The sequence below is a fragment of the Saccharothrix sp. NPDC042600 genome, from assembly GCF_040647305.1.
In the GTDB taxonomy this organism is placed as follows: Bacteria; Actinomycetota; Actinomycetes; order Mycobacteriales; family Pseudonocardiaceae; genus Actinosynnema; species Actinosynnema mutabilis.
On the sequence record NZ_JBEZBW010000123.1, the window covers coordinates 1 to 22,557 of the forward strand.

A 22,557-nucleotide genomic window follows, 5' to 3' on the forward strand; every position below is an offset into this window, starting at 1 on the left:
GGGAAATCTGTGGTAGCCCTTCGGGCGGGCCATACGGAGATGACACAAGCAAGAAGCCCGGCTTGGGTTGTGTCCCCTCCGGTGGACTGCCCGCTTGGCGCTTCGCGCCGGGAGTTGAGGTGCGGTGTGTGTTGGTGGTTGTCCCGTACCGTGGACCTGGTTGAGGGGTGTGGGTGGCGTTGGGATGCTCGTTGGTATGACCCAGCCACTTGTCGTCGGCACTCTGGTCGGCAACCCCCGTCCCGCGTCTCGGACGTTGAACGCCGCGCTTGCGCTGCGGGAGGCGGTTGGGCAGGCGTTGCGGGTTCGCGGGGAGGAAGTCGCGCCCACCGGGCCGTTGGTGGATGCCGCCGACCTTGCGGTCGAGGTGTTCACGCCTGGTTCTACCGCTGTGCGGGAAGCTCTGGAGAATCTGTCTGCGGCCGATGTTCTTGTCGTTGCCTCGCCCACTTACAAGGCGACCTACACGGGGCTGTTGAAGGCCGTGTTGGACCAGGCGCCTGGTGGGTGGTTGCGTGGCAAGACGGCGGTGCCGTTGTTGGTCGCGGCTGCGGACAAGCATGCGTTGGCGGTTGAGGTGCACCTCAAGCCGTTGCTCGGGGAGTTGGGGGCGCAGGTGCCGGGGCGGGGGTTGTTCGTCAACGAGTCGGAGTTGGCGGCGGACCAGACGGTGTTGATCACCTCGTTGGGTGAGCGGCTCAGTGAGGCCGGGTGGTTCCTCTCGCCGGTGGGGGCCGGGCGATGACGGACCTGCGCACGGCGTTGCGCGACTTCCCGCAGGCGGTCGGGATCGTCACCGCGGCCGGGCCGGACGGGCCCGTCGGGGTCACGGTCAGTTCGTTCACCTCCGCGAGCCTGCACCCTCCGATGGTCGTGGTGTGGATCGCGGAGGGGGCGTCGGCGTGGCCGGTCCTGCGGACGGCGCCGCTGTTCGCGGTGCACCTGTTGCACGCCGGGCAGACCGCGCTGTCGGACCTGTTCGCCCGCACCGGGTCCGACCGCTTCGGCGCGGCCACCCGGTGGGAGTCCGATGTGGACGGTGTGCCGCACCTCCTCGACGCGCCCCTGCGGTTGCGCTGCCGCACCGCGCGGCGGATCGCCGTGGGCGACCACGTCGCGCTGGTCGGCGAACCGGTCGAGATCCAGCACAGCACGGGAAACCCGCCGCTGGTCCGGTTCCAAGGTCGCTACACGTCCGTGGCGTGACCAGCCTCAACCTGGTCGCGGTCGGCCGGAGCACCGACCTGCTCACCCGGTTGCGCGAACCGACCGAGCCCGAGTCCTACTCGATGGCGCTCTCTCGAAACCGCAGGTGGTCCAGCACGGCATCTACACCATCGTGCCAGCGAGCCCCGGGCGGGTTCCGCGGCTACCCCGCGACCGAGCACCTGCGCAACGGCGACTTCGCGCTGAACGTCGACGACCCGCGGGCCGGAGCGGTAGAGAAGGTGCGGCGGCTGCGGTTCTAGGCCACCGACTCGTCCACCGCTTCCGCCGCGAGGAACGCCAGCACCGCCCGCGCCACGGCGTCGTTCTGCCGGAACGCCGGGTTGTTGGTGTTCGGGCGCGCGAACGCCGCCTGCGCCTTGTTGGTCGTGTACGGCCCCACGGCGAAGCGGCGGGCGTGGGGTGCGCCCGAGGCGTCCAGGACGCGGCTGTCCACCGGGTCCACGGCCACCAGCCCCGACCGCTCCCGGACGTCCCCTGAGGCCAGCATCGAGCACAGCAACGGCTCGGCCGTACCGGACAACGTGTGCGTCGGCAGCCGCGCCTCGATCAGGCCCGTGGCCCGCACGACCGTCCCCGGCACGCTGACGCTGCCCGCCAGGAACACCCCGTCCACCGGCTCCACCCACGTGTCCGCCCCGAGGAACCGCACGACGCCGGCCCGGGACAGCGCCAGCAGCTCCTCCAACCGGTCCGGCGGCGGGCCGGAGGCGAAGTAGCTGAAGAACCCGTGCCACCACCCGTCCTCGCCGGTCAGCCGCCCCGACGCCGCCAGCACCGACAACTGCCCGTACGCGGTCAGCAGGGCCATGAAGGCGCCGAGGTCGGCGCTGAACGCGGGATCGGACCGACGCGCCACGTCGGCCGCGATGTAGGACCGCAGGAACTCCTGGAACCCGTCGGACGAGTCGAACGCCAACCCGTCGATGGGCCGGTCGAGCTGCTCGAAGTCCAGCCGGTCGGAGTAGGCGGGCACGGCCTCCGCCTCCAGCGCGCGCATGTCGCGGCTGTACCAGTCCAGCCCGGCGTACCGGTCGGCGAACTCCGCCCAGCTCAGCCGCACCCGCGACGGGTGGCCGGTGAACAGCTCCCGGTAGTACCCGTACGCGACCTCCTTGGCGATCAACGGCCACACGTGCAGCCGGAAGTCGATCTCCCCGGGCCGCGCCAGCAGGTCCGACGCCACGAAGAACCGCGGCCCCTCGGGCGCGTCGCCCCGCAACCGGTAGCCGGTCTTCGAGTGGTACGGCACCCCGCGCCGCGACCCCACGTGCAGCCGCGGCTCGCGGCCGGACGGCACGTAGTGCAGCACGTCGTCCACCCGGACGAACGTGCCGCCGCGCCCCTCCGCCAGCAGCACCACCAGGTCGATGAACGCCAACCCCATGCCCCGCACGACCACGTCCGCGCCGGCGGGCACCACGGACAGGTCCGCGTCGGCGGTGTACGCGGGCGGCACGAACACCAGGCCGTGGTCCTCGGCGTAGTCGCGCAACGCCGCGTGCTCCGGCGACAACGCGGTGTCCAGGTGCCCCAACGCGAACACCACCACGTCGGCCACCAGCGGCTCCGCCCGCCCGGCGAGCCACACCCGTTGGCGCGTCTGCGGGCACCCGGTCACCCGGACCGCCCGGGTCGGGTGGACGTGCACCGCGCTGCCCGCCGGCAGGGCCGCCACCGCCAGGTCGTGGAACCACTTCAGGTACGCGCTCTGCACCCGCCGGCTGGGGAACGACGTGGGTTCCATCGCCGCCAGCTCGGCCCGCACGTCGTCGTCCAGGTCCGCGGTGGACGGGTCCCACTCGGCCAGCGACGGGCCGGGCCGCACGGGGCCGTCGCACACCACCGACGCGTCGGTGAACATGGTGACGTCCTCGGCCATCGAGTTCATCCGCAGCAGCGGCGACTGCTCGTGCCGCCACACCCGCCCCGAGCCGGCCGGGAACGGGTCCACCAGGTGCACCTCCAGCGGGCCGTCGAACAGCTCGGGAGCGTTGGCCCCCAACCGTTCCAGCAGCCCGGACGTGCGCGGCCCGGCCCCCACGAACACGACGACGCTCATCGCACCAGCGCCAGGAACTCGCGGGTGCGCCGGTGGGCGGGGCGGTCCAGCACGTCCTCGGGCGGCCCGGACTCGACCACCAGCCCGTCGTCCAGGAACACCACCTGGTCCGCGACCGACCGCGCGAACCCGATCTCGTGCGTCACCACGACCATCGTCATGCCGTCGGCGGCGAGGTCCCGGATCACCGCGAGCACCTCGCCGACCAGTTCGGGGTCCAGCGCGGAGGTCGGCTCGTCGAACAGCAGCACCCCGGGCCGCATGGCCAGCGCCCGCGCGATGGCGACCCGCTGTTGCTGCCCGCCGGAGAGCTGCCGCGGGTAGGCGTCCTCGCGGCCGGCCAGCCCGACCCGGGCGATCAGCGACCGCGCCAGCTCCTCGGCCTCCGCGCGCGGCACGCCGGACACCCCGATCGGCGCCTCCACCACGTTCCGCAGCACGGTCAGGTGGGCGAACAGGTGGAAGCCCTGGAAGACCATGCCGATCCCGGCCCGCTGCCGCGCGATCTCGTGTTCCTTCAGCTCGTACAGCTTCCCGCGGTGGCGGCGGTAGCCGATGAGCACGCCGTCCACCTCGATCTCGCCGCGGTCCTGCTCCTCCAGGTGGTTCAGGCAGCGCAGCAGGGTGGACTTGCCCGAGCCGGACGGCCCGATCACGCAGGTGACCGAGCCGCGCGGCACGGTCAGGTCCACGCCCCGCAGCACCGGGGTGCCGCCGAAGCTCTTGTGCAGATCGGTGACCTGGACGGCGACCGTCACGACAGCCTCCCCGCGCCGCGCGCGTAGTAGCGCTCCACGTAGTGCTGGCCGATGCCGAGCAGGCTGGTGACGACGACGTACCAGGCGGTGGCGACCAGCAGCAACGGGATGATCAGGTAGTTGCGGTTGTAGATGAGCTGCACCGAGTACAGGAGGTCCTGCACGGCCAGCACGCTGACGATGGACGTGCCCTTGAGCGTGCCGATGAGCAGGTTGCCCGCGGCCGGGATGATCGCCCGCATGGCCTGCGGCAGCACGATCCGCCGCAGCACCCGGCCACCGCGCATGCCCAGCGCCTTGGCCGCCTCGACCTGGCCCGCGTCCACGGACAGGATGCCGCCGCGCACGATCTCCGCCGCGTAGGCGGCTTCGTGCAGCACCAGGCCGATGACCACGGCGGTGACCGGCCCGATGACCGGGGTGGCGCCGGACAGCGCCGGGTACAGCGCGCCGATGTTGAACCAGAACAGCAGTTGCACCAACAGCGGCACCGACCGGAACAGCCACACGTAACCCCAGCTCACGGCGACCAGCACCGGGTTGCCGGACAACCGCATCACGGCCAGCACGCCGCCGATGGCGAAGCCCAGCACCACGGTCAGCGCGGTGAGCCAGAGGGTCAGGCCGAGCCCGCGCAGCACGGCCTCGGCGGTGAAGTACTGGGCCACCACGGCCCACTGGAACTGCTCGTTGGTCACCGCCGACCAGGCGAACGCCAGCACGGCGGCCAGCACCAGCGCGGCGGACACCCACCGCCACGGCCGGCGCAGCGGCACGATCTCGGTGGCGGTGCGGGACGGGGTCGGCGGGGCGACGGTCGAAGCGCTCATCGGCTGCTCCAGCACAGGAGGGAACACGTGTCACAGTGCCGCGTCCCTCAACGCCGCACGGTGATCGTAGGCGCGCCGGCGGTTGGCGCGTCAACCGATTCCGGGATCTGGACGCCGGTCGGACCACCGTTGACGTTCCGCCCGCCCGCTGCTGCACTGGGTTCGTGGACTTCCTGCGGCTGGTCATTCGCGGCCACATCGACTTCGGTCGGGTGTGGTCGTCCTCCTGTCCGCGCTAGACGAGCACCGGGCCGGCCCGCGCGCGTCTCCCTCAACGCCCCGCCGCGTCGGTGTCCTGCGTCTTCTCTTCACCCGCCCGTTGACCGGGTTTCCCTTGTGCCACTTGAAGTGGAAGGTTTTGACGTGCCTGTTGAGTTCCTGGGGATCGGCGGCACCAACGACGGTTCCGAGACGCACGCCCGCAGCGGCGCCTCGTTCGACAAGGACTACACCCTGCGGCTGGCCCGCGCGCACGAGGAGCACGGCTGGGACCGCGTGCTGTTCGCCTACGGCTCGGGTTCGCCCGACCCGGCGCAGGCCGCCGCCTACGTCGCCACGGAGCTGGACGAGCTCCAGATCCTGTTGGCGCACCGCCCCAACGTCTCCTACCCGACGTTCGCCGCGAAGACGTTCGCCACGCTGGACCGCATCTCCGACGGCCGGCTGACCGTGCACTTCATCACCGGCGGCACCGACCACGAGCAGCAGCGCGAGGGCGACTACCTGACCAAGGACGAGCGGTACTCGCGCACCGAGGAGTACATCCGGATCGTCAAGAAGGCCTGGACCTCCACCGAGCCGTTCGACCACGAGGGCACGCACTACCGGTTCGCGGACTTCGTCAGCGACGTCTTCCCGGTGCAGCAGCCCAGGCCGGACGTCTCCTTCGGCGGCTCCTCCCCCGCCGCCTACCGGGCCGGTGGCGCGGTGGCCGACATCTTCTGCCTGTGGGGCGAGCCGTTGGCCGACACCGCCGCCCAGATCGAGTCCGTCCGGCAGGCCGCGCGCGCCGCGGGTCGCACGGACACGCCGCGCATCCAGGTCGCCTTCCGCCCGATCCTCGGCGCGACCGAGGAGTTGGCCTGGGAGAAGGCGCACCGCACGGTGGACGCGATCAAGCGGCGCACCGCGGGCGGCAAGTCCCTGACCCGCCGGCACTCCCTGATCAACCCGCAGAACACCGGTTCCCAGCGCCTGTTGGAGATCGCCGCCCGCGGCGAGCGGTTCGACCGTGCACTGTGGACACCCACTGCGGAGGCCACCGGCGGCGCGGGCAACTCGAACGCCCTGGTGGGCACGCCCGAGACGGTCGCCCAGGCGCTCCTGGACTACTACGACCTGGGCGTGGACATCTTCTCCGCGCGCGGCTACGACACCCTGAACGACGCCATCGACTTCGGCCGCCACGTCATCCCGATCGTCCGGGAGGAGGTCGCCAAGCGCGACCGGGCCGGCACCCGGACCGCCGTCGTCGAGCGCGACGCCCTCGCGGTGGACGGCTGACCCGATGCGCACGAGAACCCTTCTGCTCCTGACCTCCTTGCTGGCCCTGGTGGTCGCCGGCTGCGGCGCGCCCCGGGCCAGTCCCGGGACGACCCAGCCGACCGCGGACGTGCTGTCGTCGCTGGGCAAGGACGAGAGCATCGCCGCGCTGCTCCCCGAGGCGACCCGCCGGTCCGGGGTGGTCAGGTTCGGCTCGTCCGTGGGCGGCCAGCCGCCGTCGTCGTACTACGCCGAGGACAACCGGACCGTGCTCGGGCAGGACGTGGACATCGCCGAGGCGGTGGGCCGGGTGCTGGGCGTGCGGGTGGAGCGCGAGGTGGCCGGTTTCGAGGCCATCCTCCCGGCCCTGACCTCGGGCAAGTACGAGGTGGGCACCGGCAACTTCGGCGTCACCGAAGCCCGTTTGAAGACGATCGACTTCGTCACCTATATCAACGACGGCCAGGGCTTCGCCGTGCGCGCGGACGACACCAGGTTGGAGAAGGTCGAGGCCCTGCACCAGCTGTGCGGGTTGAAGATCGCCGTGGGCGCGGGGACGACGTTCGAGGCGACCCTGGAACGCGAGAAGCAGGTCTGCCCCGCCAACGGCAAACCCGCCTACGAGGTGCTGACGTTCTCGGAGAACGCGGCGATCCACCTGGGCCTCCAACAACGCCACTTCGACGTCATCATGAGCACGATCAACGGCCTGCGCCACGCGGCGGCCAACCAGCCGAACCTGAAGTTCCTCAACGAGTTCAAGCGCTTGGACGTGGGCTTTGCCTTCAAGAAGGGGTCGCCGTTGACGCCGGCGTTCCAGGCGGCGGTGAACAAGCTCATCGCGGACGGCACCTACCAGCGCATCCTCGACAAATGGGGCACCGCGGCCTCCGCCATCCCGCGCTCGGAGATCAGCCCGCCCGAGCACACCTGACCCGGTGGGACCGGGCCCTTCGCCAGTCCGGTCCCACCGCCCGATCGGCCCTACCTTCAGTGCTCCATTCGAGTGAGATTCCCTCAGGAATTGCGCAACTCGACCCATCACGGTGATCTGATCGCTCGACAGGCTGACAACCGAGTGGGTAACCACCGGATCGGGCGTTCCAGAAGTTGAAGGATGATGGTCGACCACGCAGGCGCGGCGCGCGGGCCGTTCACCGGCGGCCGGGACGGGTTCGTCCGGGACTGGGCCGCCGCGCTCGGGTCGGACCTGCCCGAGGTGCACGGCGCCCTGGCCGAGCTGACCGACCGGGTGCTCGCGGCCGTGGTGCGGGACTCACCCGTGCGGGACGTCGGACGGGCGCTGGTCGACCACGGGTTCTCCTCCCCCTCCGACCTGGAGCGGACGCTGGCGTTCGTCGGTGAGCGCCTGCCGGACGCGTTCGGGCTGCCGGCCAAGCGCACGAACCGGCTGATGGCCGTGCTCGGCGGGATCGCCGCCGGGTTCAGCGAAGCGCTGCGCGAGCGGGCCCTGGACCAGCAAGAGCACAACCGGTCCCAGGTCGTGCGGACGATCCGCGACACCGAGGCCGCGCTGCGGGCCAGCGAGGCCAAGTTCCGGGCCGTGTTCCGCACCTCCGCCGTCGGCATCGCGGTGACCGGGCTCGACTCGGAGGTCCTGGACTTCAACGACGCCCTGCTCGCGCTGCTGGACTACCGGCCCGACCAGTTGGCCGGGCGGGACGCCCGCGACCTCATGCACCCCGACGACCGGGACTCGGTGGACGAGGTCGCCGCCGTCCTCGCGTCCGGCGCCCGGGACCACGTGCGGGCCGAGAAGCGGATGGTGCGCGCCGACGGCGAGGTCATCGACGTGCTGATCGCGGTGTCACTGGTGCGCGACGACGCCGGCGCGCCCGCGTACCACGTGGCGATGGTGGAGAACCTGGACGAGGTGCGGGCGCTCCAGTCGCAACTGCTGCGGCAGAGCCTGAACGACGTCCAGACCGGCCTGGCCAACCGCTTGCAGTTCCTGGGCTGGCTGGAGGGCGCGGTCGGCTCGAAGGGGCCCGGGACCCTCGCCCTGGTGGTGTTCGACATCGACGGGTTCCGGGTGGTCAACGACGCGTTCGGGCACGACGTCGGCAACCGCGTGCTCACCGTCGTCGCCGCGCACCTGCGCGAGGTGTTCGGCGGGGTCGGGCGGCTGGCCCGGATCGGGCCCGACGAGTTCGGCGTGCTGCTCGACGACCCGGTGGACATCCCGACCGTGGTGACGCTGGCCGAGGAGGCCGTGGAGCTGCTCGCCGAGCCGGTGTGGGTGGGCGACAGCGGGATCGGCGTCACGGCCAGCGTGGGCATCGTCGTGCGGGCGGCGCGCGGCGCGGACGCGGCCGAGCTGATGCGGTGCGCGGACGTGACCCTGCGGTGGGCCAAGGACGACGGCAAGGCGCAGTGGGCGCTGTACGACAAGGCCCGCGACGACCGCGAGCGGCGGCGGCTGATGCTGGCCGCTTCGGTGTCCGGCGGCTTGGAGCAGGGCGACTTCCGGGTGGACTACGAGCCGGTGCGGGCGCTGGCCGACGGGTCCCTGCTCGCCGTGGAGGCCCGGCTGGGCTGGGACCACCCCACCGAGGGCTACCTGGACCCGGCGTCGCTGGCGTCGTTGTCGGCGTGCACCGGGATGGCGGCGCGGCTGGGCTGGTGGGCGCTGGAGCAGGCGTGCCGGCACGCGGGGGCGTGGTACCGGCGGTTCGGCTCGGCCGCGCCGGTGCTGACGATGGACCTGACCGCGCGGCAGTGCCAGGAGCCGGAGCTGGTGGCCGAGGTGCTGCGGCTGCTGCGGGAGAGCGGCCTGCCCGCGTCGGGGCTGCGCTTCGAGCTGGGCGAGCAACTGCCCGCGCTGATCACCGGCGACCAGGCCGAGGAGCTGGCGATCCTCGCCGAGCACGGGGTGCGGTTCGTGCTGGACCAGGTGGGCGGCGGCAACATCCCGGTGGACCGGCTGCGGCTGGTCCCGCTGCACGGGGTGAAGTTCCAGGGCTCGCCGGTGCACGGGCTCGCCGAGGGCGCGAACCGGCTGGACGAGAGCGCGGCCGTGGCGCTGCTCACGTGGGCCGGGACGCTCGGCATCCCCCTGCACGCGGCCGGCGTGCGGACGGAGTTCGAGGCGGAGCGGCTGCGGGAGCTGGGCGTGACCGGGGCGCAGGGGCCGCTGTTCGGGACGGCGCTGTGGAGCGCGGACGAGGTCGCCGCGGTTCTTGGCAAGTCCTAGGCGGACGCTCAGCCTCCTCATAGCCGGCGGCGCGACCCTGGGTGCATGACACAGGGGTTCCCCGCCATGAGCGGATCTTTGTCCGAGCCGGTCCCTCCCCCCGCGGCCGGGGTCAAGCCGTTCTGGCGGCGCACCGGGACCGTCGTCACGTCGGCCGCCCTCGTCGCCGCGGTGTTCGGCGGGGTCACCGGCGGGGTGGTGGGTGCGCTGAACGCGCCCGGCGAGACCGTGGGCGCCACCAGCGATCCGGTCGCGCTCCAGACCTCGGGGTCCACTGTGGACGTCTCCGCCATCGCGGCGAAGGTGCTGCCGAGCGTGGTCCAGGTGAACGTGGTGGGCACGCAGGGCGAGGGGCTCGGGTCCGGTGTCGTCCTGAGCGCGGATGGCCGCATCCTGACCAACAACCACGTCGTGTCCGGCGCGCAGAAGGTGACGGTGACGCTGAACGACGGCCGGACCGTGGACGCCAAGGTCGTCGGCACCGACCCGTCGAGCGACCTGGCCGTGGTGCGGGCGGTCGGCGTCTCGGGGCTCACGCCCGCCACGTTCGCCGACTCGGACAACGTCAAGATCGGCGACCAGGTCGTGGCCATCGGGTCGCCGGAGGGCCTCCAGGGCACCGTGACGTCCGGCATCGTCAGCGCCCTCGACCGGACGGTCACCGTGCCCGGCGCGACCCGCCGCTCGAACGTGTCCTACAAGGCCATCCAGACCGACGCGTCGATCAACCCGGGCAACTCCGGCGGTCCGCTGATCAACGCCGCCGGCCAGGTGGTCGGGATCAACTCGGCGATCTACTCGCCGGCCTCGGACAGCGGCCAGGCGGGCAGCGTCGGCATCGGCTTCGCGATCCCGGCCAACCAGGCGAAGCAGATCGCCGACCAGCTCACGTGAGGGGGCACGCCGCACTCCGCCGAACCCGCAGGGCCGTTGACGAGCCCCGCGGGTTCGACGTCGTCCGCGCTCGGTGTTCCGGGCTCAGCCGAGCCAGTCCGGGCGCAGCGGCATCCCGGACTTCGTCCCGTCCAGCTTCACGCCCAGCACCTGGTGCAGCTGGATGTTGTTGCGGTCGAACCCGAGTCGCGACGCCGCCAGGTACAGCCGCCACACGCGCGCCCGCCCCAGCCCGACCTCGTCCACGGCCTCGTCCCAGTGCCGGTCCAGGTTGTCGCACCACGCCGCCAGCGTCATCGCGTAGTGCTCACGCAGGTTCTCCTCGTGCCGCACCTCGAACCCGGTGTCGTGCATCAGCGACACGAGGTGGCCGGGGCCGACCAGCTCGCCGTCGGGGAACACGTACCGGTTGATGAACCCGCCCGTGCGCGCCCGCTGCCGGTTGTCCGGTCGGGTGATGCAGTGGTTGAGCATCCGGCCGCCGGGCTTGAGCTTGCGGTACAGGTGGCGGAAGTAGGCGGGCAGCTTCGCCTTCCCGATGTGCTCGGTCAGGCCGATCGAGCTGATCGCGTCGAACCCGGTCTCGCGGACGTCCCGGTAGTCCAGGTAGCGCACCTCCGCCAGGTCCGACAGGCCGGCCTCGACGATCGCCTTCTGCGCCCATTCCGCCTGGTTGCGCGACAACGTGACGCCCAGGGCCCGCACGCCGTACTCGCGCGCGGCGTGCATGACCATGCCGCCCCAGCCGCAGCCGACGTCCAGCAGCCGCATCCCCGGCTTGAGCCCGAGCTTGCGCGCCACCAGGTCGTGCTTGGCGAACTGGGCCTCCTCCAGCGTGGACTCCGCCGTCGGGTAGACCGCGCACGTGTAGGCCATGGACGGGCCCAGGATCCACTCGTAGAACGTGTTCGACACGTCGTAGTGGTGGGCGATGGCCTCGCGGTCGCGGGCCTTGGAGTGCCGCAGCCCGTGCAGCCGGCGCTCCTGCGGCGGGATCTCCACCTTCGACCTGAGCCGCTCGCGCCCGAGCGTGCTCAGCAGTGAAACCCTTTCGGCCCACGGCACTTCCCGCAGGGAGAGTTCCGACAGACTGGCCAGCGCCCCGTAGACGTCACCGATGATCTCCAGGTGACCGGTGACGTAGGCGCGGGCCAGTCCCAGCTCACCGGGCGCGGAGGCCAGGTACGACAAGGCTTCCGGCGAGCGCACCTCGATGCGCACGCCCGCGTCGTCCGGCCCGGCCGTGCTGCCGTCGTACGCGCTGAACCGCACGGCCCGGTCGCCCCCGACCGCGCGTTGGAACACCTCGGCCAACCGCATGGACCCTCCTTCACCCGCGGAGAACGCACTTGGTGTAAAGATCCGGGAGCCGGCCCGCGGCGTCGTACCGCTTCTTGAGCTCCCGGTAGGTGGGACCGTTGTAGTTGTCCCAGAACTCCTGCTCCTCGTAGTAGGAGTCCGAGTACAACGACTTGTGCCCACCCAGCTCGGTGACCTTGTCCTCGATCAACCGGTTGCGGCTGCCCATCTCCTCGTCCGGCCGGAGGTCCACGGTGGACCAGAAGCCGACGTTGACGTACAGCACGTCCGGGTCCATCGGGTACAGCGGCCAGCCGGTGCGGTCGCGCAGGCGCACCGGGCACAGCCAGACCGGCTCGATGCCGATCTCGCGGTGGAAGAAGTCGAGGAACTCGGCGAGGCGGTCGACCGGGATCTCGACGTCCTGGATCACCGGCTCCTGCACCGCCTTGCTGAGCTTGGCGGAGAAGCCGCGGCGGCGGTCCCAGGCGACGATCCGGCGGTAGACGTCCGAACGCAGGTACCGCTTGGGCACCAGGCGGCGCACCACCGGGTGCTGGACGCCGAAGGCGCGCGAGCACCAGAACCAGTCGGTGTCCCAGCGCCACAGGTAGTCCCGCACGGTGAGGTAGTCGGTGCGGCGGGTCTGGATCGAGCGGTAGTAGATGCGGTTGCCGGTGTAGTCCGAGCGGTGCGGGGCGCGGTCGGCCCAGCTGCCCAGCGTCAGGTACTGCTCGGTCGCGGAGAAGACCGTGCCGTCGACGAAGTCCACCGGTTCGCCCTGGTACGCCCGTTCCGCGCAGACGGCCTCGATGACCTCGGCGCACTCCCGCGCGCTGCCGAACGGGACGTGCCGCAGCTTGACGAAGGGGTGGACGCGTTCGAGCTCGATCTCCAGCCGGAGGGTGTAGCCGAGGGTGCCGTAGGAGTTCGGGAACCCGCGGAAGAGGTCGTCCTCGGGGCCGACCACGACGACCTCGCCGTCGCCGGTCATCACCTCCAGCTCGCGCACGGACTCGTGCGGCAGGCCGTTGCGGAACGAGCTGGACTCGATGCCGAGCCCGGCGACCGCGCCGCCCAGGGTGATGGTCTTGAGCTGGGGCACGACCAGGGGCATGAGGCCGTGCGGGAGGGTGGCGTCGACCAGGTCCTCGTAGGTCGTCATGCCCTGGACCTGCGCGGTCAGCGCGTCCGGGTCCACCGACAGCACCCGGTTGAAGCGGGCCACGTCGAGCCCGCCGGGGAGGTCGGCGCGGAACCGGAACAGGTTCGACGTCGGCTTGGCGAGCCGCACGGGAGCACCCGCGGGGATCGCCCGGTACTGGCCGCGCAGCGCGGCCACCGCCTGGCTGTGATCGCTCACGCGCTCGACGTTAGGCCGCTCGGGCAAGATCAGCACCCCCAAATTCCGCCGGCGACGACATTACCGCCCGGTAGTACCGTGGGCCGGGTGAGTTCGGTACGCGTGGAACGGTCCGGCCCGGTGTGCACGGTCCTGCTCAACCGGCCCGAGGTGCGCAACGCGGTGGACGGCCCGACGGCGCACACCCTCACCGAGGTGTTCCGCGAGTTCGACGAGGACCCGGAGCTGTCGGTGGCCGTCCTGCACGGCGAGGGCGGGGTGTTCTGCTCGGGCGCGGACCTCAAGGCCCTGGGCACGGCGCGCGGCAACGACCCGGAGTCGCCCACCGGTCCGATGGGCCCGACGCGGCTGCGGCTGTCCAAGCCGGTGATCGCGGCGGTGTCCGGCCCGGCCGTGGCGGGCGGGTTGGAGCTGGCGCTGTGGTGCGACCTGCGGGTGGCCGACGAGGACGCGGTGTTCGGCGTGTTCTGCCGGCGGTGGGGCGTGCCGCTGATCGACGGGGGGACGGTGCGGCTGCCCAGGCTGATCGGGCTGTCGCGGGCGATGGACCTGGTGCTGACCGGGCGGCCGGTGGACGCGGCGGAGGCGTTGGCGATCGGCTTGGCGAACCGGGTGGTGCCCGCGGGGACGTCCCGGGCGGCGGCGGAGGAGCTGGCCCGGCAGATCGCGGCGTTCCCGCAGCTGTGCCTGCGGGAGGACCGGCTGTCGGTGCTGGAGCAGGAGGGGCTGGCGGAGGCGGACGCGCTGGCCAACGAGCTGGCGCACGGGCTGGTGTCGCTGCGCGAGGTCGAAACGGGCCTGACCCGCTTCCTGGCCGGCGAGGGCCGCCACGGCAGGTTCCCGGGCTGACCCCCGGCGGCTTGCCGGCGGCGGCATCGGGCGATCGCCGGCAGCGGCTTCCGGCGCGCTCGCGGGCAGCAGGTGGACAGCGCTCACCGGGCGCGCTGCCGGGCGCGCTGCCGGCGGCATCCCGCGCCGGCAGCCGCGGCATCCCGCGCTTTGCCGGCCGCATGCGGCGCTCGCGGCCGCCTCCGGCGCGCTCCCAGTGAAGTCCGGCGCTGCCCCGCCCCCACTGCCCGGCTGCCCCAGCTCCCCCGGTCGGCCTTCAGCCGGCTTCGGCGGCTCGGGGCAGGCCGAGGAGACCCTCGACCTGCGGCCACAAAGCGTCCAGGTGGTGCGGGTCGTTGTCGAGCTTCGCGAAGAGCACCATGCCCTCCAGCTGGGCCAGCACCGCGCGGGCGTGGTCGCGGGAGGCTCGGGTCGCCGGCAGGTGGCCGGCGGTGTAGGCCTCCAGCAGGACCTTGTGCACCATCACCACCTGCTCGTCGAAGATCTCCTTCAGGCAGGCGCGCACCGCTTCGTCGTGCCCCCCGACCTCCAGGGTCAGGTTGCCGTAGAGGCACCCGCGCACGGTGCCCACGTCCCGCTTGCTGTCGTGCTGGCTCTGCGCCTGTGCCCGGAGGAGTGCTTCAAGTCGCCGGAACGGGTGATCTTCGCTCTCCAGGACGGCCCGCCACCCGGCACTCTCCCCCTGCCAGGCCTGCCGCAACGCCTCCACGGTCAACGCCTGCTTGGACTCGAAGAAGTAGTAGAAGCTCCCCTTCCGCACCCCGGCCCGCTCGCAGATCTCGGCGACCCCGATGGCCCCGTACCCGCGCCCGCGCATCAACTCGCAGGCGGCCTCCACCAACTTCTCCCGCGCATCACTGCTCCGACCCACGCGGCCACACTAGACGACCGGTCAACTATTGCTCAATAGTTGACCGGTCGTCTACCTTGCGCCCATGACTTCATCAGCGGACGCGGACAGACGAAGGCTGACCACGCTGCTCGGCATCGAGCACCCGGTCGTGCAGGGACCGTTCGGCGGCGGGCTGTCGTCGGTGGCATTGGCCGCCGCCGTCTCCACCGCGGGCGGGCTCGGTTCGTTCGGGGCGCACCACCTGACCGCCGACGCCATCACGGCCCTGGTCACCGACCTCCGCGCGGCCACCGCCAAGCCGTTCGCGGTCAACCTCTGGGTGCCCCAGCCGACCGAGGACCGGCCCGCGGACCTCGCGCCGCACCGGGAGCGGCTGGTCCCGCTCTACCGGCGGCTCGGCCTCGGCGACCCGCCCGGCGACGACCAGCTCCGCTTCCCGAGCTTCGCCGACCAGGTCGAGGCACTCCTCGACGCCGCCCCGCCGGTCATCAGCTTCGTCATGGGCATCCCGCCCCGCGAAGTGCTGGACACCGCCAAGGACAGGAACATCCTCACCATCGGCACCGCCACCACCGTGGACGAAGCCGAAGCGCTCGAAGCCGCCGGCCTGGACGTGGTCGTCGCCTCGGGCAGCGACGCCGGCGGGCACCGCGGCGCGTTCCTCAAGCCGGTCGAGCACTCCCTCGTCGGCACCTTCTCCCTGGTGCCCCAGGTGGTCGATCGCACCACGATCCCGGTCGTCGCCGCCGGCGGCATCGCGGACCGGCGTGGCGTCCAGGCGGCACTAGCCCTGGGCGCGCACGGGGTCCAGGTCGGCACCGGGTTCCTGGCCACCCGCGAGTCCAACGCCAGCGCGGTGCACAAGCGCATGCTGCACACCGACGCCGCCAGGGTCACTGTGCTGACCAAGGTCTTCTCGGGCCGCACCGCCCGGGGCATCCACAACGCGCTCATCGCCGAACTCGGCGACGCCGACGTCCCGCCCTACCCCACGCAAAACGCCCTCATGAACCCGCTGCGCACGGCGGCGGCCGAGCGGGGCCTGGCCGACTACGTCAGCCTCTGGGCGGGCCAGGCGGCCCCGCTCACCAACACCAACACCGCCGCGGGCTACCTCGCCGAACTAGTGCAGCCCTAGCTCACGGGCGATCAGCATCTTCTGCACCTCGCTGGTGCCCTCGCCGATCTCCAGGATCTTCGCGTCCCGGTAGAACCGCCCCACCGGGAACTCGTTCATGAACCCGTACCCGCCGAAGATCTGGGTGGCCTCGCGGGCGTTGTCCATCGCCGCCTCCGAGGACACCAGCTTCGCGATCGCCGCCTCCCGCTTGAACGGCTCACCGCGCAACATCTTCGCCGCCGCCTGGTAGTACGCCAGGCGCGCGGTGTGGGTACGGGCGTCCATCTCGGCGATCTTGAACTGGATCGCCTGGTACTCCCCGATCTTGCGGCCGAACGCCTCGCGCTCGCGCACGTACCGCAGGCACTCGTCCACGCAACCCTGCGCCAACCCCACGCCCAGCGCCGCGATCGCGACCCGGCCCTCGTCCAGCGTCTGGAGGAACTGCGCGTAACCCCGCCCCCGCTCGCCGACCAGGTTCGCGGCCGGCACCCGGCAGTCCTGGAACGACAGCTCGCGCGTGTCGGAGGCGTTCCAGCCCACCTTGGAGTACTTGCGCGACACCGAGAACCCGGGCGTCCCGGCCGGCACGAGGATCGCCGAGATCTCCGGCTTGCCGTTCTCCCGCCGCCCGGTCACCGCCGCGACCGTCACCAGGCCGGTGATGTCCGTGCCCGAGTTGGTGATGAACGCCTTGGTGCCGTTGATCACCCACTCGTCGCCGTCCAGCCGGGCGGTGGTGCGCAGCGCGCCCGCGTCGGAGCCGCCGCCGGGCTCGGTGAGGCCGAACGCGCCCAGCGCCTGCCCGGAGGTCAGCCTGGGCAGCCACTCGGCCTTCTGCGCGTCGGAACCGAAGCGGTACAACGGCATCGCGCCCAGCGAGACGCCCGCCTCCAGCGTGATCGCCACCGACGAGTCGACCCGCGCCAACTCCTCCAGCGCCAGGCACAGCGCGAAGTAGTCACCGCCCATGCCGCCGTGCTCCTCCGGGAACGGCAGGCCGAACAGCCCCATCCGCCCCATCTTGGCGACGATCTCGTAGGGGAACTCCTCGCGCTCGTAGAACTCGCCGATGACCGGTGCGACCTCGTCGCGCGCGAACTCCTCGACGGTCTTGCGCAGGGCCTCGTACTCCTCGTCAAGGCGGAAGTCCAACATCGCTCTCACTCCTGGTGCGGCACGACGACGGCAAGGGTCTCGTCCAGCGCGACCTGTTGGCCCGCCCGGACGTTCACTTCGGCGAGCACGCCGTCCACGGGTGCGGTGACGGTGTGCTCCATCTTCATGGCCTCGACCACGAACAACGCCTGTCCCGCGGTCACGTGCTCGCCCTGCGACGCACGCACCACGAGCACGGTCCCGGGCATCGGGCTGGTGACCGGACCACCGCTGCCCGCGTCCTGCGCGGAGGCGATCTCGGACTGCTCGTGCTCGGTCAACGCCCACGAGTGGCCGTCCGCGCCGAGCCACAGCACGTTCCCGGCGCGGGCCATCGCGTACCGGCGGGTGCCGACGACCAGGTCACCGTCCACGACGGACGCCGACAGCCGCAGCACCTCCCCGTCGCCCACGACGACCTCCGAACCGCGCACGCGCACGTCCACGTCGTCCACGCGCCACGTGGTCCACGCGTGCTCCCCGATCCGCCAGCCGCCCGGCTGGTCCCACGGGTCGTCACCGTGCGGGGCGAGCTGCCGTTCCAACGCGGCGGCGGCGTACACCTCGGCCGGGACCTCGTTGTGCACCAACGAGTCCAGCTTGCGCTCCACCAGACCGGTGTCCAGCGCGCCGGCCCGCACGTCCGGGTCGCGCAGCAACGCCCGCAGGAACGGGATGTTCGTGGTGACGCCCAGCACGACCATCCGGCCCAGCGCGGAGTCCAGGCGCCGCAACGCTTCCTCGCGCGTCTCACCGGACGCGATCACCTTGGCCAGCATGGGGTCGTAGTCGCTGCCGACGGTCAGGCCCTCGTACAGCGCCGAGTCCACCCGCACGTCCGACGGCTCGCGCAGCGCCAGCACCGTGCCGCCGGTCGGCAGGAACCCGCGCGCCGGGTCCTCCGCGTACACGCGTGCTTCGACGGCGTGCCGCGTCAACGCCACGGACCCCAGCGCCAACCGCTCGCCGGCCGCCACCCGCAGCTGCCACTCGACCAGGTCGATCCCGGTCGCCAGCTCGGTGACGGGGTGCTCGACCTGGAGCCGGGTGTTCATCTCCATGAAGAAGTAGTCGCCCGAGGCGCCGTCCACGATGAACTCGACGGTCCCCGCGCCCACGTACCCGACGGACTTGGCCGCGTCCACGGCCGCCTGCCCCATGGCTTCGCGCACATCGGCCGTGAGCAGCGGCGACGGCGCTTCCTCGATGATCTTCTGGTGCCGCCGCTGGAGGCTGCACTCGCGCTCGCCCAGGTGCACGACCCCGCCGTGCGCGTCGGCCAGCACCTGGATCTCGATGTGCCGCGGGTTGGTGATGAACCGCTCGATGAGCAGGGTGTCGTCGCCGAACGACCCGCGCGCCTCGCGCCGGGCCGACTCGATGGCGTCGCGCAGCCCGTCCTCGGCGTGCACCAGCCGCATGCCCTTGCCGCCACCACCGGCGGACGGCTTGAGCAGCACCGGGAACCCGATCTCCAGCGCGGCGTCGACCAGGTCGTCGTCGGTCATGCCGGGCTCGGTGCGCCCCGGCACCACCGGCACGCCGGCCGCGCGCACGGTCAGCTTGGCGCGGATCTTGTCGCCCATCGCGTCGATCGCCTCGGCGGGCGGTCCGATGAACACCAGCCCGGCCTTCTCGCACGCCCGCGCGAAGTCGGTGTTCTCGGCCAGGAAGCCGTAGCCGGGGTGCACGGCCTGCGCGCCGGTTTCCCGCGCCGCGTCGATGATCTTGTCGATGGACAGGTAGCTCTCGCGGGCGGCGGCGGGGCCGATGCGCACCGCGACGTCGGCCAGCCGCACGTGCAGCGCGTCGGCGTCGGCGTCGCTGTAGACGGCGACGGACCGGATGCCGAACCGCCGCAGGGCGCGGACGACCCGGACCGCGATCTCGCCGCGGTTGGCCACCAGGACGCTGTCGAACATGCCCCTCACATCCGGAAAACGCCGTAGGAAACGGGTTCCAGCGGCGCGTTGGCCGCCACGGACAGCGCGAGCCCGAGCACCGTGCGGGTGTCCTTCGGGTCGATCACGCCGTCGTCCCACAGCCGCGCCGTGGAGTAGTACGGGTTGCCCTGGTCCTCGTACTGCTGCCGGATCGGGGCCTTGAACGCCTCTTCGTCCTCCGCCGACCACGAGTCCCCGAGCTGGTCGCGCCGCACGGTCGCCAGCACCGACGCCGCCTGCTCGCCGCCCATCACGGAGATGCGGGCGTTGGGCCACATCCACAGGAACCGCGGCGAGTACGCCCGCCCGCACATCGAGTAGTTGCCCGCGCCGAACGAGCCGCCGATCACGACGGTGAACTTCGGCACCCGCGCGCACGCCACCGCGGTCACCATCTTGGCCCCGTGCTTGGCGATGCCGCCCGCCTCGTACTCGCGGCCGACCATGAACCCGCTGATGTTCTGCAGGAACACCAGCGGCACGGACCGCTGGTCGCACAGCTGGATGAAGTGCGCGCCCTTCTGCGCCGACTCGCCGAACAGGATGCCGTTGTTGGCGACGATCCCGACCGGGTGGCCGTGGATGCGGGCGAACCCGGTGACCAGCGTCGGGCCGTAGTCCTTCTTGAACTCCTGGAACCGGCTGCCGTCCACGATCCGCGCGATGACCTCGCGCACGTCGTAGGGGGTGCGGGTGTCGGTGGGGACCACGCCGTACAGCTCGTCGGGGTTGACCGCCGGCTCGACGCTCGGCTCGACCTTCCACGGCCGCTCGGCGCGCGGGCCCAGCGTCGAGACGATCGAGCGGACGATCCGCAGCGCGTGGGCGTCGTCGTTGGCCAGGTGGTCGGTGACGCCGGAGGTGCGCGAGTGCAGCTCGCCGCCGCCCAGCTCCTCGGCCGTGACGACCTCGCCGGTCGCGGCCTTCACCAGCGGCGGGCCGCCGAGGAAGATCGTGCCCTGGTTGCGCACGATGACCGCTTCGTCGCTCATGGCGGGCACGTACGCGCCGCCCGCGGTGCACGACCCGAGCACCGCCGCGATCTGCGGGATGCCCTGGCCCGACATGGTGGCCTGGTTGAAGAAGATCCGGCCGAAGTGCTCGCGGTCGGGGAACACCTCGTCCTGGCGGGGCAGGAACGCGCCGCCCGAGTCGACCAGGTAGACGCACGGCAGGCGGTTCTGGAGCGCCACCTCCTGCGCGCGGAGGTGCTTCTTGACCGTCATCGGGTAGTACGTGCCGCCCTTGACGGTGGCGTCGTTGGCGACCACGACGACCTCGCGGCCGGACACCCGCCCGACGCCGGTGATGATGCCCGCCGCCGGCGCGTCGCCGCCGTAGAGGCCGTCGGCGGCCAGCGGGGACAGCTCCAGGAACGGCGAACCGGGGTCGAGCAGCGTGTCGACGCGGTCGCGGGGCAGCAGCTTGCCGCGCTCGACGTGCCGGGTGCGGGCCTTCTCCGGGCCGCCGCGGGCGGCGTCGGCGAGCTTCGCGCGCAGGTCGTGGACCAGGGCGGTGTGCTCGTCGGTGTAGCGCCGGAACGCCTCGCTCGACTTGTCGGCGGCGCTGCGCAGGACGGGGGCGTCCATGGGCTCCTCGCGGTTAGCAGTCGTTAACCTGAGGAAATGTTAGCGCCTGTTAACGCCCGCGTCCACCACCGCGTACGTGCGAAGGGGGCCGCCCGGCGGGACGGCCCCCTCCAGCATGTGGACTCAGCCGGTCACGGCGGTGAGCTGCGGCAGGTAGCCGAGGCGCTGGCCGTTGCGGTTGGGGTGGTAGGACTCCTCGACCGGCCAGCTCAGGCTGTTCAGCCACCAGTCCGAGGAGCAGATCTCGTGCCCGGTGAACGCCGCGCGCAGGTCGCGGTAGGTGAACGAGCGGGCGGCGGCGCGGCCGGAGATGACGGTGTGCAGGGTGTCGGCGGCGGAGTTGATGGCCGAGCGCTTGGTGTCGCTCAGGCCCACGGAGCAGGACCCGGGGACCTTGTAGAGGCGCGGGTAGCCCAGGACGACGACGCGGGCGTACGGGGCGCGGGCGCGGATCTGGCCGTAGACGTTGTCCAGGAGGCCGGGGAGCGTGCCGGTGGCGTAGGCCTTGGCCTGGTTGACCCGGTTGATGCAGGTCGAGTCGGAACCGAAGGTGCAGGTGGTGATGACGTCGGTGAAGCCCGCGTCGTTGCCGCCGATGGAGATGGTGGCCAGGGTGGTCGACGAGTTCAGGGCCGAGATCTGGTTGTTGAGGACGTCGCCGGTGCGGGCGCCGGAGCACGCGACGAACGAGAAGCTCGTGGGCGCGTGCGAGGCGGCCCAGAGGGCGGGGTAGGCGTACGGGCTGCGCTTGCAGCTGCCGCTGTCGCCGTAGTACGAGCCGGTGCCCGTTCCCGAGGAGTAGGAGTCGCCAAGGGCGACGTAGTTCACGGCCTGGGCGTGCGCGGGTATGGCGGTGAACAACGCCGCCGCTGCCGCGAGGGCGGCGGTGAGCAGGGTTGTGACGGAGCGCATCGGGAGCCTCCTGGGCAGGGGGAACGCAGGGTGTGATGCGGAGCACAACAAGAGTTACCAGGGAGTAGCCCGTTTTCAGAAGGCCTGGTCAAGAGTTAACGGCAGGTAACTTCGGGCGGTTGGTGATCTGCCGGCGACGAGCGGGTTAACGCTCGTTTACGTTTCGTGGCCTGGTTGTTTAGGATGGGTTCCGTGCCTTCAGCCGATGGAGTGAAGCGAACCCGCCGGGACCAGATCCTGGACGCCGCCGCGGAGTTGTTCGCGCGGCACGGTTTCCACGGGGTGGGCATCGACGACATCGGCGCGGCGGTGGGCATCTCGGGGCCGGCGCTGTACCGGCACTTCAAGAGCAAGGACGCCATGCTCGGGGAGATGCTGACGTCCATCTCCGAGCGGCTGCTGGAGGGCGGCCTGGCGCGCGTGGAGGAGTCGGCGGACGCGGCTTCGGCGCTCCAGGCGCTGGTGCGCTGGCACGTGGACTTCGCGCTGGACGACCCGGCGTTGATCACCGTGCAGATGCGCAACCTGGCGAACCTGACGGACCCGGACCGGCGGCGGGTGCGGGCGCTGCAACGGCGGTACGTCGAGGTGTGGGTCTCGACGCTGCAGGAGACCGTGCCGGTCGACGAACCGACCGCTCGGGCGGCGGCGCACGCGGTCTTCGGGTTGATCAACTCGACGCCGCACTCGGCGCACCTGGACCGGGAGCAGATGGCGGCGCTGTTGAGCCGGATGGCCCTGGCGTCACTGACGACGGCCGGGGTGCTCGCGGTCACGACGGCCGTCTGAGCCGCGCGCGGGCCGAGTGCGCAGGCCGGCGCTGGATCCGCCGAATCCGCCGACTCACCCGACCCGCCACACCCGCCCGACCCGAGGGACCCGCCCAACCCGCAGCCCGCCAACCCGCCAACCCGCCAACCCGCCAGCCCGCAGCCCGCCGGCCCGCCATCCCGCAGCCCGCAGCCCGCAGCCCGCAGCCCGCAGCCCGCAGCCCGCAGCCCGCA

20 protein-coding genes are annotated in these 22,557 nt (G+C 71.8%); 10 read left to right on the top strand and 10 right to left on the bottom strand.

Annotated features, from left to right (window positions below; translation table 11 throughout):
* Window positions 1-196 precede the first annotated feature (196 nt).
* From AB0A74_RS38020 to AB0A74_RS38030, 3 genes are read left to right on the top strand one after another with little or no spacing between them, the layout of a single operon-like run.
* The gene (locus AB0A74_RS38020) at window positions 197-745 is read left to right on the top strand and encodes an NAD(P)H-dependent oxidoreductase (protein WP_358257365.1); all 549 of its coding nucleotides are present in this window, start codon (window positions 197-199) and stop codon (window positions 743-745) included.
* Window positions 742-1,206, top strand: coding sequence for a flavin reductase family protein (locus tag AB0A74_RS38025; RefSeq protein WP_358257367.1), 465 nt, complete (start codon window positions 742-744; stop codon window positions 1,204-1,206). The genes AB0A74_RS38020 and AB0A74_RS38025 overlap by 4 nt, the downstream gene beginning before the upstream one ends.
* A complete protein-coding gene (locus AB0A74_RS38030) occupies window positions 1,203-1,469 on the top strand; it encodes a hypothetical protein (RefSeq protein ID WP_358257369.1) in 267 nt (88 codons plus the stop codon). The genes AB0A74_RS38025 and AB0A74_RS38030 overlap by 4 nt, the downstream gene beginning before the upstream one ends.
* On the opposite strand, the gene AB0A74_RS38035 is transcribed toward AB0A74_RS38030, so the two are convergent.
* From AB0A74_RS38035 to AB0A74_RS38045, 3 genes are read right to left on the bottom strand one after another with little or no spacing between them, the layout of a single operon-like run.
* Entirely contained in the window at window positions 1,466-3,289 is a 1,824-nt protein-coding gene (locus tag AB0A74_RS38035) for an FAD/NAD(P)-binding protein (protein ID WP_358257371.1), read from the bottom strand. The two genes, AB0A74_RS38030 and AB0A74_RS38035, sit on opposite strands and share 4 nt — an antisense overlap.
* Window positions 3,286-4,047: an amino acid ABC transporter ATP-binding protein gene (locus tag AB0A74_RS38040; protein WP_358257373.1), complete on the bottom strand. Its 762-nt coding sequence runs from the start codon at window positions 4,045-4,047 to the stop codon at window positions 3,286-3,288. Before AB0A74_RS38040 ends, AB0A74_RS38035 begins: the two co-directional genes overlap by 4 nt.
* Window positions 4,044-4,877, bottom strand: a complete 834-nt coding sequence (locus tag AB0A74_RS38045; RefSeq protein WP_358257375.1) for an amino acid ABC transporter permease — start codon at window positions 4,875-4,877, stop codon at window positions 4,044-4,046. The genes AB0A74_RS38040 and AB0A74_RS38045 overlap by 4 nt, the downstream gene beginning before the upstream one ends.
* Window positions 4,878-5,240: 363 nt before the next feature.
* Between AB0A74_RS38045 and AB0A74_RS38050 the strand changes: the two genes are divergently transcribed.
* The 4 genes from AB0A74_RS38050 to AB0A74_RS38065 all read left to right on the top strand — a co-directional run bounded on the left by AB0A74_RS38050 (window position 5,241) and on the right by AB0A74_RS38065 (window position 10,467).
* On the top strand, window positions 5,241-6,380 hold the full coding sequence (locus AB0A74_RS38050; RefSeq protein WP_358257377.1) for an LLM class flavin-dependent oxidoreductase: 1,140 nt from the start codon (window positions 5,241-5,243) through the stop codon (window positions 6,378-6,380).
* Window positions 6,381-6,384: 4 nt separating this feature from the next.
* Complete coding sequence (locus AB0A74_RS38055) at window positions 6,385-7,293, top strand: ABC transporter substrate-binding protein (RefSeq protein ID WP_358257379.1); 909 nt, start codon at window positions 6,385-6,387, stop codon at window positions 7,291-7,293.
* Between the two features lie 183 nt (window positions 7,294-7,476).
* Window positions 7,477-9,573 (top strand): EAL domain-containing protein, encoded by a 2,097-nt coding sequence (locus tag AB0A74_RS38060; RefSeq protein ID WP_358257381.1) that lies wholly within the window; start codon window positions 7,477-7,479, stop codon window positions 9,571-9,573.
* Window positions 9,574-9,639: 66 nt separating this feature from the next.
* Entirely contained in the window at window positions 9,640-10,467 is an 828-nt protein-coding gene (locus AB0A74_RS38065) for a trypsin-like peptidase domain-containing protein (RefSeq protein ID WP_358257382.1), read from the top strand.
* A gap of 84 nt (window positions 10,468-10,551) precedes the next feature.
* Here the strand turns inward: AB0A74_RS38065 and AB0A74_RS38070 are convergent, their stop codons facing one another.
* Together AB0A74_RS38070 and AB0A74_RS38075 are read right to left on the bottom strand one after the other, a co-directional pair.
* Window positions 10,552-11,787 (bottom strand): cyclopropane-fatty-acyl-phospholipid synthase family protein, encoded by a 1,236-nt coding sequence (locus AB0A74_RS38070; RefSeq protein WP_358257384.1) that lies wholly within the window; start codon window positions 11,785-11,787, stop codon window positions 10,552-10,554.
* Between the two features lie 10 nt (window positions 11,788-11,797).
* Window positions 11,798-13,129, bottom strand: coding sequence for an FAD-binding oxidoreductase (locus AB0A74_RS38075; RefSeq protein ID WP_358257386.1), 1,332 nt, complete (start codon window positions 13,127-13,129; stop codon window positions 11,798-11,800).
* Between the two features lie 87 nt (window positions 13,130-13,216).
* Here AB0A74_RS38075 and AB0A74_RS38080 point away from each other — a divergent pair, with 87 nt between their 5' ends.
* Window positions 13,217-13,978 carry a crotonase/enoyl-CoA hydratase family protein gene (locus AB0A74_RS38080; protein WP_358257388.1) on the top strand — a complete coding sequence of 254 codons (762 nt, stop codon included), beginning with the start codon at window positions 13,217-13,219 and terminating at the stop codon, window positions 13,976-13,978.
* A 256-nt stretch (window positions 13,979-14,234) separates the two neighbouring features.
* Here the strand turns inward: AB0A74_RS38080 and AB0A74_RS38085 are convergent, their stop codons facing one another.
* Window positions 14,235-14,849, bottom strand: coding sequence for a TetR/AcrR family transcriptional regulator (locus tag AB0A74_RS38085; protein WP_358257390.1), 615 nt, complete (start codon window positions 14,847-14,849; stop codon window positions 14,235-14,237).
* Window positions 14,850-14,913: 64 nt separating this feature from the next.
* On the opposite strand from AB0A74_RS38085, the gene AB0A74_RS38090 reads away from it, so the two are divergent.
* The gene (locus AB0A74_RS38090) at window positions 14,914-15,969 is read left to right on the top strand and encodes a DUF561 domain-containing protein (RefSeq protein WP_358257392.1); all 1,056 of its coding nucleotides are present in this window, start codon (window positions 14,914-14,916) and stop codon (window positions 15,967-15,969) included.
* Here AB0A74_RS38090 and AB0A74_RS38095 read toward each other — a convergent pair.
* From AB0A74_RS38095 to AB0A74_RS38110, 4 genes are all read right to left on the bottom strand, one after another.
* Entirely contained in the window at window positions 15,955-17,109 is a 1,155-nt protein-coding gene (locus tag AB0A74_RS38095; protein ID WP_358257394.1) for an acyl-CoA dehydrogenase family protein, read from the bottom strand. The two genes, AB0A74_RS38090 and AB0A74_RS38095, sit on opposite strands and share 15 nt — an antisense overlap.
* Before the next feature lie 5 nt (window positions 17,110-17,114).
* The gene (locus AB0A74_RS38100) at window positions 17,115-19,031 is read right to left on the bottom strand and encodes an acetyl/propionyl/methylcrotonyl-CoA carboxylase subunit alpha (RefSeq protein ID WP_358257396.1); all 1,917 of its coding nucleotides are present in this window, start codon (window positions 19,029-19,031) and stop codon (window positions 17,115-17,117) included.
* A 5-nt stretch (window positions 19,032-19,036) separates the two neighbouring features.
* Window positions 19,037-20,641 (bottom strand): carboxyl transferase domain-containing protein, encoded by a 1,605-nt coding sequence (locus tag AB0A74_RS38105; protein ID WP_358257398.1) that lies wholly within the window; start codon window positions 20,639-20,641, stop codon window positions 19,037-19,039.
* Between the two features lie 123 nt (window positions 20,642-20,764).
* Complete coding sequence (locus tag AB0A74_RS38110; protein WP_358257400.1) at window positions 20,765-21,553, bottom strand: SGNH/GDSL hydrolase family protein; 789 nt, start codon at window positions 21,551-21,553, stop codon at window positions 20,765-20,767.
* 192 nt (window positions 21,554-21,745) lie between these two features.
* Here AB0A74_RS38110 and AB0A74_RS38115 point away from each other — a divergent pair, with 192 nt between their 5' ends.
* Window positions 21,746-22,342 carry a TetR/AcrR family transcriptional regulator gene (locus AB0A74_RS38115; protein WP_358257402.1) on the top strand — a complete coding sequence of 199 codons (597 nt, stop codon included), beginning with the start codon at window positions 21,746-21,748 and terminating at the stop codon, window positions 22,340-22,342.
* Window positions 22,343-22,557: the final 215 nt, after the last annotated feature.

What these genes read in the sequence shown, in the direction of transcription:
- AB0A74_RS38105 (WP_358257398.1), bottom strand. Translation starts at nt 20,641, where the DNA reads ATGGACGCCCCCGTCCTGCGCAGCGCCGCCGACAAGTCGAGCGAGGCG.
- AB0A74_RS38060 (WP_358257381.1), top strand. Translation starts at nt 7,477, where the DNA reads ATGATGGTCGACCACGCAGGCGCGGCGCGCGGGCCGTTCACCGGCGGC.
- AB0A74_RS38035 (WP_358257371.1), bottom strand. Translation starts at nt 3,289, where the DNA reads ATGAGCGTCGTCGTGTTCGTGGGGGCCGGGCCGCGCACGTCCGGGCTG.
- AB0A74_RS38110 (WP_358257400.1), bottom strand. Translation starts at nt 21,553, where the DNA reads ATGCGCTCCGTCACAACCCTGCTCACCGCCGCCCTCGCGGCAGCGGCG.
- AB0A74_RS38045 (WP_358257375.1), bottom strand. Translation starts at nt 4,877, where the DNA reads ATGAGCGCTTCGACCGTCGCCCCGCCGACCCCGTCCCGCACCGCCACC.
- AB0A74_RS38065 (WP_358257382.1), top strand. Translation starts at nt 9,640, where the DNA reads ATGAGCGGATCTTTGTCCGAGCCGGTCCCTCCCCCCGCGGCCGGGGTC.
- AB0A74_RS38020 (WP_358257365.1), top strand. Translation starts at nt 197, where the DNA reads ATGACCCAGCCACTTGTCGTCGGCACTCTGGTCGGCAACCCCCGTCCC.
- AB0A74_RS38025 (WP_358257367.1), top strand. Translation starts at nt 742, where the DNA reads ATGACGGACCTGCGCACGGCGTTGCGCGACTTCCCGCAGGCGGTCGGG.
- AB0A74_RS38055 (WP_358257379.1), top strand. Translation starts at nt 6,385, where the DNA reads ATGCGCACGAGAACCCTTCTGCTCCTGACCTCCTTGCTGGCCCTGGTG.
- AB0A74_RS38090 (WP_358257392.1), top strand. Translation starts at nt 14,914, where the DNA reads ATGACTTCATCAGCGGACGCGGACAGACGAAGGCTGACCACGCTGCTC.
- AB0A74_RS38095 (WP_358257394.1), bottom strand. Translation starts at nt 17,109, where the DNA reads ATGTTGGACTTCCGCCTTGACGAGGAGTACGAGGCCCTGCGCAAGACC.
- AB0A74_RS38100 (WP_358257396.1), bottom strand. Translation starts at nt 19,031, where the DNA reads ATGTTCGACAGCGTCCTGGTGGCCAACCGCGGCGAGATCGCGGTCCGG.
- AB0A74_RS38070 (WP_358257384.1), bottom strand. Translation starts at nt 11,787, where the DNA reads ATGCGGTTGGCCGAGGTGTTCCAACGCGCGGTCGGGGGCGACCGGGCC.